At 69.8% G+C, this 18418-nt stretch carries 10 protein-coding genes, 1 tRNA gene and 1 rRNA gene; 1 reads left to right on the top strand and 11 read right to left on the bottom strand.

Annotated elements, in window-relative coordinates; all coding sequences use genetic code 11:
• Positions 1 to 29: 29 nt before the first annotated feature.
• The 9 genes from HNQ79_RS03155 to HNQ79_RS03115 all read right to left on the bottom strand — a co-directional run bounded on the left by HNQ79_RS03155 (position 30) and on the right by HNQ79_RS03115 (position 14931).
• Entirely contained in the window at positions 30 to 500 is a 471-nt protein-coding gene (locus HNQ79_RS03155) for a Dps family protein (RefSeq protein WP_185026647.1), read from the bottom strand.
• Between the two features lie 265 nt (positions 501 to 765).
• Positions 766 to 1179 (bottom strand): helix-turn-helix domain-containing protein, encoded by a 414-nt coding sequence (locus HNQ79_RS03150; protein WP_185026645.1) that lies wholly within the window; start codon positions 1177 to 1179, stop codon positions 766 to 768.
• Between the two features lie 109 nt (positions 1180 to 1288).
• A complete protein-coding gene (locus HNQ79_RS03145) occupies positions 1289 to 1843 on the bottom strand; it encodes a CinA family protein (protein WP_185026643.1) in 555 nt (184 codons plus the stop codon).
• A 29-nt stretch (positions 1844 to 1872) separates the two neighbouring features.
• A complete protein-coding gene (pgsA, locus tag HNQ79_RS03140) occupies positions 1873 to 2583 on the bottom strand; it encodes a CDP-diacylglycerol--glycerol-3-phosphate 3-phosphatidyltransferase (protein WP_185026641.1) in 711 nt (236 codons plus the stop codon).
• Positions 2580 to 4085, bottom strand: coding sequence for a 30S ribosomal protein S12 methylthiotransferase RimO (gene rimO, locus HNQ79_RS03135; protein WP_185026639.1), 1506 nt, complete (start codon positions 4083 to 4085; stop codon positions 2580 to 2582). The genes pgsA and rimO overlap by 4 nt, the downstream gene beginning before the upstream one ends.
• 161 nt (positions 4086 to 4246) lie before the next feature.
• Positions 4247 to 5089, bottom strand: coding sequence for a helix-turn-helix domain-containing protein (locus HNQ79_RS03130; protein ID WP_185026637.1), 843 nt, complete (start codon positions 5087 to 5089; stop codon positions 4247 to 4249).
• A 258-nt stretch (positions 5090 to 5347) separates the two neighbouring features.
• On the bottom strand, positions 5348 to 8221 hold the full coding sequence (locus HNQ79_RS03125; protein ID WP_185026635.1) for a DNA translocase FtsK: 2874 nt from the start codon (positions 8219 to 8221) through the stop codon (positions 5348 to 5350).
• 181 nt (positions 8222 to 8402) lie between these two features.
• The gene (locus HNQ79_RS03120; RefSeq protein WP_185026633.1) at positions 8403 to 9083 is read right to left on the bottom strand and encodes a response regulator; all 681 of its coding nucleotides are present in this window, start codon (positions 9081 to 9083) and stop codon (positions 8403 to 8405) included.
• A 328-nt stretch (positions 9084 to 9411) separates the two neighbouring features.
• A complete protein-coding gene (locus tag HNQ79_RS03115; RefSeq protein ID WP_229923224.1) occupies positions 9412 to 14931 on the bottom strand; it encodes a HAMP domain-containing hybrid sensor histidine kinase/response regulator in 5520 nt (1839 codons plus the stop codon).
• 292 nt (positions 14932 to 15223) lie between these two features.
• On the opposite strand from HNQ79_RS03115, the gene HNQ79_RS03110 reads away from it, so the two are divergent.
• A complete protein-coding gene (locus tag HNQ79_RS03110; RefSeq protein WP_373312480.1) occupies positions 15224 to 17839 on the top strand; it encodes a SpoIIE family protein phosphatase in 2616 nt (871 codons plus the stop codon).
• A gap of 92 nt (positions 17840 to 17931) precedes the next feature.
• Here HNQ79_RS03110 and HNQ79_RS03105 read toward each other — a convergent pair.
• Positions 17932 to 18004, bottom strand: a tRNA-Thr gene (locus tag HNQ79_RS03105).
• Positions 18005 to 18327: 323 nt separating this feature from the next.
• A 5S ribosomal RNA gene (rrf, locus tag HNQ79_RS03100) occupies positions 18328 to 18418 on the bottom strand; the annotation flags it as partial.

Genomic DNA, 18418 nt, shown 5'->3' with positions numbered 1-18418 from the left:
CTCCGGGCCCCCGGACGGCTCGGACTCCGTCACGCACTCTCGGCCTGGAACATCCAGGCATGCTTCTCCAGGTCCGCGGTGAGTCCGATGATCAGGTCCTGGGTGACGGCGTCGGGCCCCTCCGTCGCCTCGATCCGCTCGCGCATCCGCAGGATCACGGCGCCGAGCGCGTCCACCAGGATCCGCACCGCGTCGGTGTCCTTGATCCATCCCGTCGGCGTCTCCTGGATCGCGCTGGACGAGGAGACGGTGGCGGCCCGTCCGTCGGGGTTGATCCCCAGCGCGGAGGCCCGCTCGGCGACCGAGTCGGAGTGCAGCCGCGCCGAGGCGACGACATCGTCGAGCTGGAGGTGAACGGAGCGGAATCGCGGTCCCACCACGTTCCAGTGCACCTGCTTGGCGACCAGCGACAGATCGACCAGGTCCACCAGGGCGCCCTGCAGCGCCTCACCGACCGTCTTGAGGTCGGCCTCGGGCAGGGTGCTCTTCACGACAGACATGGAGTGTCCTCCTCAGACAACGAAGAAACCTGAATCCTCCCTATCAACCCTGCCACAACCGATCCAATTCGGTCATTCGGGGTGCCGAAGCGGCAGTGGACCGTTCAGGTTCCGAAGAGTCCGGGACGCCGTGCCCCACCGGGCAGCACAAAGACCGGGGCCCTGACCGCCCGCTCGTTGTTCGAGAGGTCGTTCAGGGCCCCGGCCCACGCTGTACTCCAGTGGCGGCGCGTGCAAACGCAGCACGTTCCGCACATTCGGCCCGCTAAGCAGCGACGACGCCCACCGCTTCCGCAGGTGCCTTGATCGTCACTCGCTCGGTCTGCACACCGGGCATACCGGAAACACCGGTCACCCCGGGAACGGACGTCACGGAGACGGAATTGAGCATCGGTCGTACCGGCGCACGTACCGGCGTTTCGCCGGCCGCAGCCGACGCCGCCAGTTCGGCCAGGGAGAGTTCGTCGCTCACTTCCCGCATGAGCTCGGACATCCGTACATCAAGCGCGTCGCAGATCGCGGAAAGCAGCTCGGAGGATGCCTCCTTCTGCCCCCGCTCCACCTCGGAGAGATAGCCGAGCGAAACCCGGGCGGACGAGGAGACTTCGCGCAGAGTACGGCCCTGGCGCTGGCGCTGCCGACGCAGCACGTCACCCAACAGGCGACGGAGCAGAATCATCGGTGGCTCCCTCCTCGGACCGCGTAGCCGCATCCTTCACGCCCCACCGTACCGCCTCGCGCTGCGGCCGTGCGGGGAGTGGTGTCGTGTTCACTCAGGGCTGCAAACATCAGGTTCCCCCGTTGTGTTCCGTATCCTGTGCCCGCGCGTTCCCGGCGGGTTCACCCACGGGCCTCTCAGGTGATCCCTCGGCCAGCGAGTCGGCAAGCAGTTCGAGGACGCCCCGCACGCTCTCCCTACGGATGTCCGAACGGCTGCCGTTCAACCGCAACTCCGTCACTTTCCGCACTCCGCCGGGCCCGGCGACGGCCACGAAGACCGTGCCGACGGGCTTTCCGTCCTGCGGCTCGGGCCCGGCCACACCCGTCGTCGCGATCCCCCAGTCGGCGCCGAGCACCCGGCGCGCGCCGTCCGCCATCTGCCGCGCGACCTCGGCGTCCACCGCGCCCCGCTCCCGCAGCAGACCGGGCACGACGCCGAGGAGGTCCCGCTTGAGTTCCGTCGCGTACGCCGTCACCGATCCCCGGAAGACCGCGGAGGCCCCGGGCACGCCCGTCAGCTCGCCGGCCACCAGCCCGCCGGTCAGTGACTCGGCGACGGCGAGGGTCTCCCCCCGCCCCCGCAGTGCTGCCAGGACGACAGAAGCGGAGCGGGCGGCCGTCACGCCGGGATCAGAACCGGCGGAACCTGAGATCACCCGGCGTCCCGCTCCGCTGCCAGGCCCGCCCGGCGCAGCACGATCGCCTGCCGTACGTAGTCGAGACCGGTCACCACCGTGAGTACGACGGCCACCGCCATCACCCACCAGCGGAACGTCGCCAGCGGCCCGGTCAGCGCCAGCACGTACATGCCGACGGCCGTGCCCTGGGCGAGTGTCTTCATCTTGCCGCCGCGACTGGCCGGAATGACGCCGTGCCGGATCACCCAGAACCGCATCAGCGTGATCCCGAGCTCCCGGAAGAGAATCACCCCGGTCACCCACCACGACAGGTCGCCGAGTCCCGAGAGACAGATGAGACCGGCCGCCATGATCGCCTTGTCCGCGATCGGATCCGCGATCTTCCCGAAGTCAGTCACCAGGTTGTACGTGCGCGCCAGATGCCCGTCGAAGATGTCCGTGATCATCGCGACGGCGAACGCCGCCCATGCCCACGCGCGCCATATGGGGTCGTACCCGCCGTCCGCGAGGAGCAGCAGGACGAAGGCCGGCACCAGCGCGAGCCGCACCATCGTCAGGATGTTGGCGATGTTCCAGAGACTTGCCTGCCTCACGACCACAGCACCCACCGCACTCCCGGCGCTCGCAGCACCACCGCTGCCCGCAGCACCCGCAGCACTCAGCTTCGCGCCGGTCACCGGCGCTCTGCCGGTACCGCCCGTTGCCGACGCCGGGATTCCGCTCATCTGGCCGCCTCCTCAGGAACCTCGTCAGCCCCACCGATCCCACCGGGCAGCGGCTCGGCCACGAGGTCCACGCCCTCGGTGCCGACCACCTTTGCCACGACCATACGACCGGGCGTCAAGCCGTGACCGGTGGTGAAGACCACCTGGCCGTCCGTCTCGGGCGCCTGGTGCGCGGCGCGGCCCACCGCGGGTTCGTCCTCGTCGTCGGGGTCGACGGATTCCACGAGCACCTCCAGTGTCTCGCCGATGCGCTCCTCCGCCCGCTGGGCGGTGAGCTCCTCGGCGAGCCGGGAGAGATGCGCGAGGCGCTCGGCGATCACGTCGTCGTCCAGCTTCTTGTCGTACGTGACGGCCTCGGTGCCCTCTTCGTCCGAGTAGCCGAACACGCCGATGGCGTCCAGGCGGGCGCCGGTGAGGAAGCGTTCCAGCTCTGCGAAGTCCTCCTCGCTCTCGCCGGGGAAGCCCACGATGAAGTTGGACCGGACGCCGGCCTGCGGAGCCTTGTTCCTGATCGTCTCCCGCAGCCCCCAGAACTGTTCCGTGGACCCGAACCGGCGCATCGCGCGCAGTACGCCGGGTGCCGAGTGCTGGAAGGACAGGTCGAAGTACGGGGCGACCTTCGGGGTCGAGGTGAGGACGTCGATCAGGCCGGGCCGCATCTCGGCGGGCTGGAGGTAACTGACGCGCACCCGCTCGATGCCGTCGACGTCCGCCAGCTCGGGCAGCAGGGTCTCCAGGAGGCGGATGTCGCCCAGGTCCTTGCCGTACGAGGTGTTGTTCTCGGAGACCAGCATGACCTCCTTGACGCCCTGCTCGGCCAGCCAGCGCGTCTCGCCGAGCACGTCGCTGGGCCGGCGCGAGATGAAGGAGCCGCGGAAGGAGGGAATGGCGCAGAACGAGCAGCGCCGGTCGCAGCCGGACGCCAGTTTCACCGAGGCGACCGGGCTGGACCCCAGGCGTCGGCGCAGCGGTGCGCGGGGCCCGGAGACCGGGGCGACACCCTCCGGCAGGTCCTCGGGGACGGGGGCGGCCTCCTGCGCGTGTCCCGGCAGCGACACCTCGGCACTCTGCCGCTCGGCGGGGCTGATCGGCAGCAGCTTGCGGCGGTCGCGCGGGGTGTGCGCCTCGACGCTGCCGCCCGCCAGGATGGTCTGGAGCCGGTTGGAGATGTCGGAGTAGTCGTCGAAGCCGAGCACGCCGTCCGCCTCCGGCAGGGCCTCGGCGAGATCCTTGCCGTACCGCTCGGCCATGCAGCCCACGGCGACGACGGCCCGGGTGCGGCCGTGGTCCTTCAGGTCATTGGCTTCGAGCAGGGCGTCGACGGAGTCCTTCTTGGCGGCTTCGACGAATCCGCAGGTGTTGACGACGGCGACGTCCGCGTCCGCGGCGTCCTCGACGAGGTCCCAGCCGTCCGCTGCCAAGCGGCCTGCAAGCTCCTCCGAGTCCACCTCGTTACGGGCGCAGCCAAGAGTGACAAGGGCGACGGTGCGGCGTTCGGGCATGGACTCAAGACTACTTTGTCCCCACGCGCACCCGCCCCACGAGGGGCCGCCCCCGGTCGCCCTCGCACCGCTTCCCCCGTTGACCTGCGAAGACGCCCCCCGCAGCCGGAGAAGAACGGCAGCGGGGGCGGCGACGGGATCAGCTCGGCCGACGGGCGTGATCACCCCGCCTGCGGATCACCCTTGGTGTACGTGAGGCGCTCGACCTGGCCGGGACTGAAGTCGTCCTGGACCTCCTTGCCGTTCACGAACAGCTGGATCGCCCCGGAGTCGCCGAGCACCAGGTCCAGCTTCTGCGGGTCGGTGAAGGTCTTCGACTCGCCCTGCATGAGGGTGCCGTCGAAGAGCAGCCGCCCGTTGTAGGCACGTGCGGAGACCCAGCTCTTGGTGCCGGTCACCACCATCTTGACCGTCACCCGGTCCGTCGGTACGGCCGCGATGGCGCTGTCCGAGCGGTCCGGCTTGGGCGGTGCGGGTTTGACGGGAACCGCGGTGGGCTTCTTCGGAGCGGGCGCGGTGGCGGTCGCTCCCTCCGCGACGCTCCTGGAGCTCGTCTCCTTGTCGTTGCCGCTGAACATCGTGAAACCGACGTAGCCGACCACGGCGACGATGGCCGCCACCATGGCGGCCGTCCAGTTGGGTCGGCGCCGCTCCGGCCTGATCCGTTCCGCCTCGAACAGAGGGGCGGCGGGCGTCGGCGCGGGCCGCCCGCCGTGCGCGCCGTCGTACTGCGCGACGAGCGCGGCCGGGTCCAGGCCGACGGCGTCGGCGAGCATCCGGATGTGGCCGCGGGCGTACACGTCGCCGCCGCACCGGGAGAAGTCGTCCGCTTCGATGGCGTGGACGATCGGAGAGCGCACCCGGGTCGACGTGCTGACTTCATCGACCGTCAGACCTGCGGCGATCCGGGCCTGCTGGAGGGCACGACCGATCGAAGGACGGTCGTCTTCAGGGGCGTTGCCGGGAGGGGTGCCTGGAGAGTCTGGAGAGTTGCCGATGGACACGGGGGCGCCTTTCGAGCGTGAGCCACCTGCTGGAGGTTCAGTCTAGGGGGGTGACGAAAGGGTGGGGCAACCGGGAGGCCGGTCTTTGTACGCCATCGGGACGGTCCGACGGCCCGGAGGCACCACGGCGGCGTCGACGGATCCACCGCTGACAACCCATGACACCTCCCTTCCCTCAACTGGACGTGACGGCAAGGGAAACGGTTGCCTCTGTTCTCGTACGAGTGACTCCCATGGAGTCGTACGGCCCATCGGGCCCTACGAAGGAGACTCTCCCCTGATCACGTCGAGTACGCCATCCAATTCGTCGGGCTTCACGAGAACGTCGCGTGCCTTCGACCCCTCGCTCGGCCCCACGATGCTCCGCGATTCCATCAGATCCATGAGCCTGCCCGCTTTCGCGAAGCCCACGCGCAGCTTGCGCTGGAGCATCGACGTCGACCCGAACTGGGTGGAGACCACGAGCTCCGCCGCCTGGCACAGCAGGTCCAGGTCGTCGCCGATGTCCTCGTCGATCTCCTTCTTCTGTTTGGTGCCGACGACCACGTCGTCGCGGAAGACCGGCGCCATCTGGTCCTTGCAGTGCTGGACGACGGCCGCGACCTCGTCCTCGGTGACGAAGGCGCCCTGCATACGGGTCGGCTTGTTGGCCCCCATCGGCAGGAAGAGCCCGTCGCCCTTGCCGATCAGCTTCTCGGCGCCGGGCTGGTCGAGGATGACCCGGCTGTCGGCGAGCGAGGAGGTGGCGAAGGCGAGCCGGGAGGGCACGTTCGCCTTGATCAGGCCGGTGACGACATCCACCGAGGGGCGCTGCGTGGCGAGCACCAGATGGATTCCGGCAGCGCGGGCCAACTGGGTGATGCGGACGATGGAGTCCTCCACGTCGCGCGGAGCGACCATCATCAGGTCCGCGAGCTCGTCGACGATCACCAGCAGGTACGGATACGCCTGCAGCTCCCGTTCGCTGCCCTCCGGCGTCTTCAGCTTGCCGCTGCGCACGGCCGCGTTGAAGTCGTCGATGTGCCGGTAGCCGAACGCCGCCAGGTCGTCGTAGCGCAGGTCCATCTCCCGTACGACCCACTGCAGCGCCTCGGCGGCGCGCTTCGGGTTGGTGATGATCGGGGTGATCAGGTGCGGGATGCCCTCGTAGGCGGTCAGCTCGACGCGCTTGGGGTCGACGAGGACCATCCGTACGTCCTCCGGGGTCGCCCGCACCATGATCGAGGTGATCAGGCAGTTGATGCAGGAGGACTTTCCGGAACCGGTCGCACCGGCCACCAGGACGTGCGGCATCTTCGCGAGATTGGCCATCTCGTAGCCGCCCTCGACGTTCTTGCCGAGCGCCACCAGCATCGGGTGGTCGTCCTCGGCGGCATCCGCGAGCCGCAGCACGTCGCCGAGGTTGACCATCTCGCGGTCGCTGTTGGGGATCTCGATGCCGACGGCGGACTTGCCGGGGATCGGCGAGATGATCCGTACGTCCGGGGACGCCACGGCGTACGCGATGTTCTTGGTCAGCGCGGTGATCTTCTCGACCTTGACGGCCGGGCCGAGCTCGACCTCGTACCGGGTGACGGTCGGGCCGCGGGTGAAGCCGGTGACGGCCGCGTCGACCTTGAACTCCATGAAGACGTTGGACAGCGACTCCACGACCGCGTCGTTGGCGGCGGAGCGCGTCTTGCCGGGACCACCGCGTTCCAGCAGGTCCAGCGAGGGCAGCGAGTACGTGATGTCCCCGGAGAGCTGGAGCTGCTCGGCCCGCGCCGGCAGTACGTCCGGCACCTCGGGCGGCGCCTTGGTGAGGTCGGCGGCCTTGCGGGGCGCGCCCGCCAGATCCTTGCGTACGCCCGGACGCGGCCGTTCCGGGGCCGGCGGAGCTTCTGCGGGCGTGGCCGCTTCGACGGGCGGTGCCTCCGCCGCCGGCCGCACGGCCTCCCGTGCCGGGGGCACCGAGGAGGTCCGCTCGGGCTCCTGCGAGACCCCCTGCGTCAGGTCGGCGACGACCGGCGACGGCGGCAGCCCGTTCATCACGGCCCCGTCGAGCGCGGCGGCGGCGGCCGCCGCCACGTCCACCGCGTCCTGCGGACGGCCGTACGTCGACGGCTGCACGGAGGACGCCCTGCGCGGCCTGCGACGGCGTCCGAGCGCCTCTTCCTCCGCCAGGTCCGGGTCGTGGTCGCGCACCTCGCTCCGGCGCGCGGCGGGACGTTGCGCGCCCGCTGGAAGCGCCTCGCGCCACTGCTCGTCGTACCGCTCGTCGTCCTCCCCCGCGAAGTCGGCGAGGCCACGCTCCCCGGGCCTCGGCTCGATGACGCCGAGCCGGATCCCGAGCAGTCGCAGCCGCTGCGGAATCGCGTTGACCGGCGTCGCCGTGACGACGAGCAGCCCGAAGACGGTCAGGAGCAGCAGCAGCGGTACGGCCAGGACCTCGCCCATCGCGAAGGTCAACGGCTTGGACGCGGCCCAGCCGATCAGCCCGCCCGCGTCCTGCATCGCCTCGCCGCCGTCACCGCGCCCCGGCGAGCCGCACGCGATGTGTACCTGACCGAGCACCCCGACGACCAGCGCGGAGAGACCGATGACGATCCGCCCGTTGGCCTCGGGCCGTTCCGGGTGCAGGATCAGCCGCACGCCGATGACGCCGAGCAGAATCGGCACCAGCAGGTCGAGCCGGCCGAACGCGCCGGTGATCAGCAGCTGCACCAGATCTCCGACCGGACCGCGCAACTGTGCCCAGGTACCGGCGGCGACGATCAGCGCGAGACCGAGCAGCAGCAGTGCGAGGCCGTCCTTGCGGTGCGCCGGGTCGAGTCCCTTCGCGCCACGCCCTATGCCGCGGAACATGGCGCCGACCCCGTGCGCGACACCGAGATACGCCCCGCGCACGAGCCGGTACACGCCCCCCGTGGGGGACGGCGCGGGCCGGGGCGCGGGCCTGGCCGCCTTCTTGGCGGGAGCCCTCTTCGCCGGGGGCTTCCGGGCGGCGGTCTTCTTCGCGGGAGCTTTCGAGGCGGGTTTCGCCATGGACTTGGCGGGTGCCGCCTTTTTCGCAGCGCCCGGCGTACGGCCGGCGCGCGGCTTGGCGGTGCCCGTCGTGCCCTGAGAACCCTTGCCGGACGTACGTGAGGCCATGGGGCAAGAGGTTACCGGTGGAGTCGTCCCGGGACACGTGTGCCTCCTGCTTCACCCTTCCGTGTCGCCCTTTGCGCCGTACGGAATTGACGCGGGGTCGGCGCCGACGGGCGACGGGCACGTGCGACAGCCCCGTCCCTGACGTGTCGCCAGAAGCGGGGCCGTGACGTGTTCGGTGCCGTCAGTTCTGCGAGGGAAGCGTTCCCGTACCGCCGGTGCCGGGTTCGAGCGCGTCGAGCGCCCGGCGCAGCCCGGTGAGCTTGCGTTCCAGGTGGGCGGCGGTGGCGACGGCCGCGGCGTCCGCCGAGTCGTCGTCGAGCTGCTTGGACAGCGCCTCCGCCTGCTCCTCGACCGCCGCGAGACGGGCCGACAGCTCGGCCAGCAGCCCGGCCGGCTCCTTGACCGCTCCTACGTCCGCCCGGTTCGTGCCCTCCAACTGGAGACGCAGCAGGGCCGCTTGCTCCCGCAGCTGACAGTTCTTCATGTACAGCTCGACGAAGACCGAGACCTTGGCGCGCAGCACCCAGGGGTCGAACGGCTTCGAGATGTAGTCCACCGCGCCCGCCGCATAGCCCCGGAAGGTGTGATGCGGACCATGGTTGATCGCGGTGAGAAAGATGATCGGGATGTCCCGCGTCCGCTCCCGGCGCTTGATGTGCGCGGCGGTTTCGAAGCCGTCCATGCCCGGCATCTGAACGTCCAGCAGAATGACCGCGAAGTCATCAGTAAGCAGTGCTTTGAGCGCTTCCTCCCCTGACGATGCCCTCACCAGTGTCTGATCCAGCGCAGAGAGAATGGCCTCCAGCGCCAACAGATTCTCCGGCCGGTCATCGACCAGGAGGATCTTGGCCTTCTGCACCATGGCCCGTCCTCCTCGCCCCGGCAGTGCACCGGGCGCCGCCCCGGAGGACGACTCCCTTGCGTCGCCCGTCCTTGTGCCGGTCATGGTAGCTGTACCCCGCCGGTCGCCACACCCTGTCACCGCGATGTCACTGTGCACGTAGCTCAAACGCATCGGGAAACCAGAAGGTTCCCCGACTACCGCGCTCTCACACGCGGCCGGCCACACTCCGTCAGCACGACCGCCCCCGACCGGCCGTCACGCACGACGGCCGGTGCACGCGGAGCCCGGTCCGACGTCCGCACCCGACCACCGTACGGTCACCGCGACGACCGCACGGCGGCAGGGGTCACCCCTCACCACGCATCCACCGCTCCATCACACCGAGGAGGTGATCGGGGTCCACCGGCTTCGTCACGTAGTCGGAGGCACCCGACTCGATGGCCTTCTCCCGGTCGCCCTTCATCGCCTTGGCGGTCAGCGCGATGATCGGCAGCCCGGCGAACTGCGGCATCCTGCGGATCGCCGTCGTGGTCGCGTACCCGTCCATCTCCGGCATCATGATGTCCATCAGCACCAGCGTCACGTCGTCGTGCTGCTCCAGGACCTCGATGCCCTCGCGCCCGTTCTCCGCGTACAGCACCGAAAGGCCGTGCTGCTCCAGGACGCTGGTCAGGGCGAAGACGTTGCGGATGTCGTCGTCGACGATCAGCACCTTCTCGCCGGAGAAGCCGTAGGAGCGCCGTTCCTCCGGTGCCGTCTCCTGCCCGTGCTCTCCGGTCCCCTGACCCGCCCACGGCTCCTGCGGCGTCGATCCACTGGGGGCCGCCGCCGGCTGACCGGGCAGCGCCGCCCGCTGTTCCGCGGCGCCGATCGCCTTGCGCCGACGCCGGAACAGCCCGGCCGGACCCGTCTGCGGTTCGTCCCTCAGGGCACCGAGGTCGTACGCGGCACGGGAGGCCTCCGCGGTTCCACGCTCCTCCGCCGGTGCGCGACGCGGGAGTTCGAGGCCGCCCGGGGAGAGCTGCGGGTAGCCCTGGGGCGGCAGCTCGCTCGGGTGCAGCGGCAGGTACAGCGTGAACGTCGACCCCCGGCCGGGCTCGCTCGCCGCGTGGATCTCACCGCCGAGCAGCCGGGCGATCTCCCGGCTGATGGACAGGCCCAGGCCCGTGCCGCCGTACTTCCTGCTGGTCGTGCCGTCGGCCTGCTTGAACGCCTCGAAGATCACCCGCATCTTGCTGGCCGCGATGCCGATGCCGGTGTCGGTGACCGAGAAGGCGATCAGGTCGCCGTCCGGGTCCCGCAGCGACCCAGCTTCGAGCAACTGCTCGCGGATCTCGTGCGGTACGTCCGTGCTGGCGGGCCGGATGACGAGCTCGACGGCCCCGGTGTCGGTGAACTTCACCGCGTTGGACAGCAGGTTGCGCAGCACCTGGAGGAGGCGCTGCTCGTCGGTGTGCAGGGTCGCGGGCAGTTCCGGGGAGACCCGTACGGAGAAGTCGAGCCCCTTCTCCGCGGTGAGCGGCCGGAAGGTGGCCTCCACGTAGTCGACGAGCTGGACGAGCGCGATCCGGGTCGGCGAGACGTCCATCTTGCCCGCCTCGACCTTGGACAGGTCGAGGATGTCGTTGATCAGCTGGAGCAGGTCGGAACCGGCCCCGTGGATCGTCTCGGCGAACTCGATCTGCTTCGGGGAGAGGTTCCCGTCGGCATTGTCGGCGAGCAGCTTGGCGAGGATCAGCAGCGAGTTGAGCGGGGTGCGCAACTCGTGCGACATGTTCGCCAGGAACTCGGACTTGTAGCGCATGGAGACCGCGAGCTGCTCGGCCCGCTCCTCCAGCACCTGCCGGGCCTCCTCGATCTCGGTGTTCTTCACCTCGATGTCGCGGTTCTGCCGCGCCAACAGCTCCGCCTTCTCCTCCAGTTCCGCGTTGGACTCCTGGAGCGCCTTCTGCCGGTTCTCCAACTCCTCGCTGCGCTCCCGCAGTTGTTCGGTCAGCTCCTGCGACTGCTCCAGCAGCACTTCCGTCTTCGTATTGACACTGATCGTGTTGACGCTGGTCGCGATCATTTCCGCGATCTGGTTGAGGAAGTCCTTCTGGATGTGCGTGAACGGCTGGAACGACGCCAGCTCGATGACACCCAGCACCTGCCCCTCGAAGAGCACCGGCAGCACGATCACGTGCGCCGGGGGCGCCTCGCCGAGACCCGAGGAGATCCTCAGGTACCCCGGCGGCACCTTCACCTGGATGGTCCGCTTCTCCTCCGCGGCCGTCCCGATCAGGGTCTCCCCCGGCCGGAAGACGGTCGGCATCGCACCGGCGGTGTACCCGTAGCTCCCGCGCATCCGCAGCTGGTACGGGCTGTCCGCCTCCGCCCCGACCTCGGCGCCCTTGACCGCGGCGGCGCCCGTGGGCATCGCCAGGAAGAACGCGCCCTGCTGCGCGGAGACCACCGGCGTCAGCTCGCTCATGATCAGCGAGGCCACGTCGTCGAGGTCGCGCCGGCCCTGCATCAGCCCGGAGATGCGGGCCAGGTTGCCCTTGAGCCAGTCCTGCTCCTCGTTGGCGAGGGTGGTGTCACGCAGGTTGGCGATCATGGTGTTGATGTTGTCCTGCAGCTCCTGGATCTCGCCGGCCGCGTCCACGTCGACCTTCAGGCTCAGGTCACCGCGGGTCACCGCGGTGGCGACCTTCGCGATGGCGCGCACCTGACGGGTCAGGTTCCCGGCCATCTCGTTCACGGACTCCGTCAGGTCCCGCCACGTGCCGTCGACGTCCCGCACCCGCGCCTGGCCGCCCAACTGCCCGTCGGTGCCCACCTCGCGGGCCACCCTCGTCACCTGGTCAGCGAACGAGGAGAGCTGGTCGACCATCGTGTTGATGGTGTCCTTGAGGTCCTGGATCTCCCCGCGCGCGTCGATGTCGATCTTCTTGGTGAGGTCGCCGCGTGCGATGGCCGTGGTCACGGTGGCGATCTGCCGCACCTGGCCGGTCAGGTTGGACGCCATCGAGTTCACGGACTCGGTGAGGTCCTTCCACGTACCGGCGACTCCGGGTACGCGTGCCTGGCCGCCCAGCTCGCCCTGCGTGCCCACCTCCCGGGCCACTCGCGTGACCTCGTCCGCGAACGACGACAGGGTCGTGACCATGGTGTTCACGGTGTCGGCGAGCTCGGCGACCTCGCCGCGCGCCTCCACGGTGACCTTCTTCGTCAGATCGCCGTTGGCGACCGCGGAGGACACCCGTGAGATGTTCCGCACCTGCGACGTCAGGTTGTTCGCCATGGTGTTGACGTTGTCGCTGAGGTCCTTCCAGATGCCGGTGACTCCACGCACCCGGGCCTGGCCGCCGAGGATTCCCTCGGTGCCCACCTCGCGGGCCACCCTCGTCACCTCGTCGGCGAAGTTCGAAAGCTGGTCGACCATCGTGTTCACGGTCGTGACGAGGTCCAGGATCTCGCCCTTCGCGTCCACGGTGATCTTCTTGGACAGGTCGCCCTTGGCGACGGCCGTGGTGACCTCGGCGATGTTCCGCACCTGCGAGGTGAGGTTGTTCGCCATGAAGTTCACGGACTGGGTGAGGTCCTTCCACGTACCGCTGACGCCCTGCACCTCGGCCTGCCCGCCGAGCATCCCCTCGGTGCCCACCTCGCGGGCCACCCTGGTAACCTGCTCCGCGAAGTTGGAGAGCTGGTCGACCATCGTGTTGAGGGTGTTCTTCAGCTCCAGGATCTCGCCGCGCGCGTCCACGTCGATCTTCTGCGACAGGTCACCGCGCGCCACCGCGGTGGCGACCTGCGCGATGTTGCGCACCTGGTCGGTGAGGTTCCCGGCCATGCCGTTCACCGAGTCCGTCAGGTCGCGCCACACACCGGCGACGCCGGGCACCTGGGCCTGACCGCCCAGCCGCCCCTCGGTACCCACCTCGCGGGCGACCCGGGTCACCTGGTCCGCGAACGCGGACAGCTGGTCGACCATCGTGTTGATGGTGTTCTTCAGCTCCAGGATCTCGCCGCGCGCGTCCACGTCGATCTTCTGCGACAGGTCACCGCGCGCCACCGCGGTCGTGACCTGGGCGATCTGCCGCACCTGCGACGTCAGATTGCCGGCCATGAAGTTGACGGAGTCGGTGAGTTCCTTCCACGTACCGCTGACGCCGTCGACGCGTGCCTGACCGCCGAGCCGCCCCTCGGTACCCACGTCCCGGGCCATCCGCGTCACCTGGTCCGCGAACGCGGACAGCTGGTCGACCATCGTGTTGACGGTGTTCTTCAGCTCCAGCATCTCGCCGGAGACGTCGACGGTGACCTTCTGCGACAGATCACCGTTGGCGACCGCCGTCGTCACCTGCGCGATGTTCCGCACCTGCCCGGTGAGGTTGCGGAAGGCCGTATTGACGGAGTCCGTCAGGTCCTTCCACGTACCCGCCGCGCCCGGCACCTGCGCCTGACCGCCCAACTGCCCCTCGACGCCGACCTCACGGGCCACCCGCGTCACTTCGGAACCGAAGGACTGCAGCTGCTCCACCATCGTGTTGACGGTGTTCTTCAGCTCCAGCATCTCGCCGGCCACATCGACGGTGACCTTCTGCGACAGATCACCGTTGGCGACCGCCGTCGTCACCTGCGCGATGTTCCGCACCTGGTCCGTGAGGTTGCGGAACGCGGTGTTGACCGAGTCCGTCAGGTCCTTCCACGTACCCGCCGCACCCGGCACCTGCGCCTGACCGCCCAGCAGCCCCTCGCCGCCGACCTCGCTGGCGACCCGGGTCACCTCGTCCGCGAACGTGCGCAGCGTCTCGGTCATCTGGTTGATGGTTTCTGCGAGCTGGGCGACCTCGCCGCGCGCGTGCACCCTGACCTTGCGCGACAGGTCACCGTTGGCGACCGCCGTCGTCACCTCGGCGATCCCCCGCACCTGCGAGGTCAGATTCCCGGCCATGAGGTTCACCGAATCGGTGAGGTCCTTCCACACTCCGGCCACACCCGGGACCTGCGCCTGCCCGCCGAGCGCGCCCTCGGTCCCCACCTCGCGCGCCACTCGCGTCACTTCGGAGGAGAACGACGACAGCTGGTCGACCATCGTGTTCACGGTGTTCTTCAGCTGGAGCATCTCGCCGGACACGTGCACCGTGACCTTGCGCGACAGATCGCCCTTGGCGACCGCCGTCGTCACGAGCGCGATGTCCCGCACCTGGGCGGTCAGCCGGTACGCCATGGTGTTGACGGAGTCCGTGAGGTCCTTCCACGAACCGGACATCCCGCGCACCTGCGCCTGCCCGCCGAGCTTGCCCTCGGTACCGACCTCCAGGGCGACCCGCGTCACCTCGTCGGTGAACGCGGACAGCTGGTCGACCAGGTTGTTGACCGTACGGCCGACCTTCAGGAACTCCCCGCGCAGCGGGTGCCCGTTCCCGTCACCGCCCTGCGAGCGCAGCTCCATCCGCTGCTCCAGGTCGCCCTCCGCCACCGCGGACAGCACCCTGCCGACCTCCGACACGGGCCGCACAAGGTCCTCGACCAATGCGTTCGACGCGTCGATCGCGGTCGCCCAGGACCCTTCGCAGGCCCCGGTCTCCAGGCGCTCCGCCAACTTCCCCTCCCGGCCGACCATGCGCCGTACCCGCGCCAGCTCGCCCGTCAGATGCAGGTTCCGGTCCGCCACCTCGTTGAAGACGGCGGCGATCTCCGACATCACCCCGTCGCCGGAGACCGTCAGCCGGCGCCTGAAGTTCCCGTCCCGCATCGACGCCAGAGCGGCCAGCAGACGGTTCAGCGCCGCCGTGTCCACCTCGGTCGTCCCATTGCCGCGGGACCGTCCGCCTTTTGCGCGCGAACTCTTGCCCCGCGCCGCCACGCCAGACTCCACCGTGTCCCTCCCGCAGGGATCGACCGTATTTCCCAGGTCTTGCTAATGCGTTCCCAGTCTTCCACCTTGGCGCACCGCCGTGTCCGACAGTCAAGGCGTGACGCCCCCGGCGTCAAATCGTTGAAGCCTACAGCGACGGCGCCATCCCCTCCCCGGACGCCGCTTCTCGTACGCAGTAAGGACGCAGTGCCACGCCGCCCCGGCCGACGGTCTAGCCTGGGCAGGGCGTATCGAAGCCGCGAGAAACGGGCACAGGACTCGGGGAAGCGACGAACACCACATGGGGAGTGCTGTGATCACGGCGCGGGCGGCTGCCACTTTCGAGCCTGTCGGACGGTCGGTGGCGACTGCCCGTGCGTTCGTACGGGACACCCTCCAGGGCTGGGGGCACTCGGAGTTGGTGGACGACGCGGTCGTCCTCACCAGCGAACTCGTCACCAACGCCGTCGTCCACGCGGGCACCCAGGCCGACGTTCTGTGTCTGCTCACCGAGGACGGGATCCGCGTCGAGGTCGGCGACCGCTATCCGGAGCGCGAGGTCCCGCTCCAGGGCACCGGCATGTCCCTCGGCGGCCCGGACCGCGAAGGCGGCCGCGGCCTCCTGCTGTGCGCCGCCCTCGCCTCCAAGTGGGGCGTCGAGTACAGCCCCACCCAGAAACACGTCTGGTTCCAACTCGACCTGCCGCAACGCCCCGTCGGCACCCGCGTCGCCGGCCCCGTCCTCCCGGACGCCCTCCTCCCGCTCGCCGACGGCCGCATCCGCGTCGCGGTCGTCCAGATAGACCGCACCGGCGCCATCGCCTCCTGGAGCGAGGACGCCGAGGACCTCTTCGGGTACGCCGCCGAGCAGGTCACCGGCAAGCCCCTCACCGACCTCACCGCCTGGCCGCAGACCCCGGGCATCGGCACCGGCATCGCCGAAGCCCTCCAGATGTCCCGCTGGGAGGGCAGCTACGGCATCCGCGGCGAGGACGGCCGCGTCGTCCCCGTCTACGCCTCCCATCTGCGCGTACGGGACAGCGAGGGGGAGCCCTCCACGGTCTGCCTCCTGGTGCGGGAATTCGAGCGCGCCGTGCTCCAGACCCCGCAACGCCAGCCGTCCGCGGACACCGTCGGCGGCGTCGAAGGCCGGACCACGGACCCCTTCGAGGTCTTCATCGGCTCCCCCGCCCCCGAGGACCTGGACGGACTTCTCCAGCGCACGGTGGAACGCGCCCGCGACATGCTCGACGCCGACTCCGCGTTCCTCCTGCTCGCCACCGACGACGAGACGGAACTGGAGGTACGGGCGACCACCGGCCTCCCGTCCGCCCGCCAGCGCTTCGCCCGCGTACCCGTGGAAGCCGGTACCGGAAGGTACGGCTCCGCCCGCATGCCCGCCGTGCACGAGGACCTGACGGCAGTCCCCGGCGCCGTCCCCCTCCTCGACGGCACGGGAATGCGGTCCGTCGTCACCGTCCCCCTCAAGGTCGAGGGCCGCCTCACCGGCTCCCTCGGCGTCGCCGCCGAAGCCGCGGGCCGGTACACCAACGAGGAGGCCCTGCGCCTCCAGTTCGCAGCCGACCGCATCGCGCTCGCCGTCGAGTCCGCCCGCCTCGGCGAGCTCGAACGTCTGCGGCGCGGCTCCCTGTCCTTCCTCGTCGAGGCCTCCGACCTGCTCGCCGGCACCCTGGACCGCGACCAGACCCTGGCCCTCATGGCACAGATGACGGTCCCCACCCTGGCCGCCTGGTGCGCCGTCTACACGATCGCCGACCCCGCTTCGGACCCGTACCTCTCGTACGTCCTGCACGAGGACGAGGAACGCATCGACGGCCTCAAGGCTCTCCTCTCCAGGATCAGCCCGCCCGACCCGGTGCCCACTCCCGGGGCCCGCATCTGGAACGCACCCAGCGAGGCGGCCCACCAGGCCGCGCTGCGTACCTCCATGCGCAGCCTCGGCCTCGCCTCGTCCCCGCACATCGGCTCGGGGATCGGCACCACGCTGGCCACCGCCGCCGCGGTCGGCGGCGAGACGGTCGTCCTGCCGCTGGTCGCCCGCAACCGGGTCATCGGCATGCTGACCCTCGGCAAGCCCACCGACGACCACTTCCGCCAGGAGATCCTCGAACTCGCCGAGGACCTCTCCCGCCGGGCCGCCCTCGACAACGCCCGCCTGTACTCGGAGCGCATGGCCATCAGTCAGTCGCTCCAGCGCAGCCTGCTCCCCCCGGAGCTGCCGATCGTCCCGAACGTCGAGGTGGAGGTCATCTACCGGGCGGCCGGCGAGGGCAACGAGGTCGGCGGCGACTTCTACGACCTCTTCCCGATCCGCGACGGCGCGTACGGCTTCGCCATCGGCGACGTCTGCGGTACCGGCCCACAGGCCGCCGCGGTCACCGGTCTCGCCCGCCACGCGCTGCGCCTGCTCGCCCGCGAGGGCTTCGGCGGCCCCGCCGTCCTCGAACGCCTCAACGCCGCCATCCTGGACGAGGGCGAACGCAGCCGTTTCCTGACCCTCCTCTACGGAGAGCTGTGGCCGCAGGAGGACGGCAGCTCGATCCTCAAGATCGTCTGCGCGGGGCATCCGCTCCCCCTCCGCCTCCGCCAGGACGGGACGGTCACCCCCGCCGCCGAACCCCAGCCCCTGCTCGGCGTCATGGAGGACCTGGAACTGTACGAGGAGACCATCACCCTGGAGCCGGGGGACGTCCTCCTGTGCGTCACGGACGGCATCACGGAACGCCGCGAGGGCACCCGGATGCTCGGCGACGACGGTCTCGCGGACGTACTCGCCGGTTGTACGGGGCTGACCGCCGGCGCTGTCGCCGCGCGCGTCCTGCGCGCCGTGGAACGCTTCGCCGCCGAACCCGCCTCCGACGACATGGCCATCCTCGCCATGCGCGTCCCGGAGCCCATGAAGCACTAGCCCGTGTGGGGAGAGCTGCTCTCCTCTCCCCACGCGGCTCCGGACCTGCAGGAGGGGCCCCCGCCAACGGCGGGGGCCCCTCCTTTTCGCTGAGCCCCAATGCGGAATCGAACCGCAGACCTTCTCCTTACCATGGAGACGCTCTACCGACTGAGCTATTGGGGCCTCGTTGCGCTGCGGCAACGAGATAGATCATACCCATAAAATCGCCGGAGTTCGAACCACCCCTCCTCCGGCCGCTCACGCCGCCCCCAACCGGCCTGCGCGCACGCCGACAAGGCCTGTAAGCGGCCCGGCGACAGGCCTGTGCACGCCCTGCACGTGCCCGCGCCTGCCCACGTACGAGCCACTCCGCACTGATCTCGAACGTAGGGCCCGCCGACAGACATAGGACGAATTGCCCGATCTGGCCACTCAGCACACAGATCGTCCAGAACGCAGAAAAGCCCCGTACCGGTATCCCCGGCACGGGGCTCTTCGCAATGATTGTTCGGCGGCGTCCTACTCTCCCACAGGGTCCCCCCTGCAGTACCATCGGCGCGGAAAGGCTTAGCTTCCGGGTTCGGAATGTAACCGGGC

Source organism: Streptomyces candidus, from assembly GCF_014207445.1.
Taxonomy (GTDB): Bacteria; Actinomycetota; Actinomycetes; order Streptomycetales; family Streptomycetaceae; genus Streptomyces; species Streptomyces candidus.
This window is presented reverse-complemented; position numbering and strand designations above follow the sequence as displayed.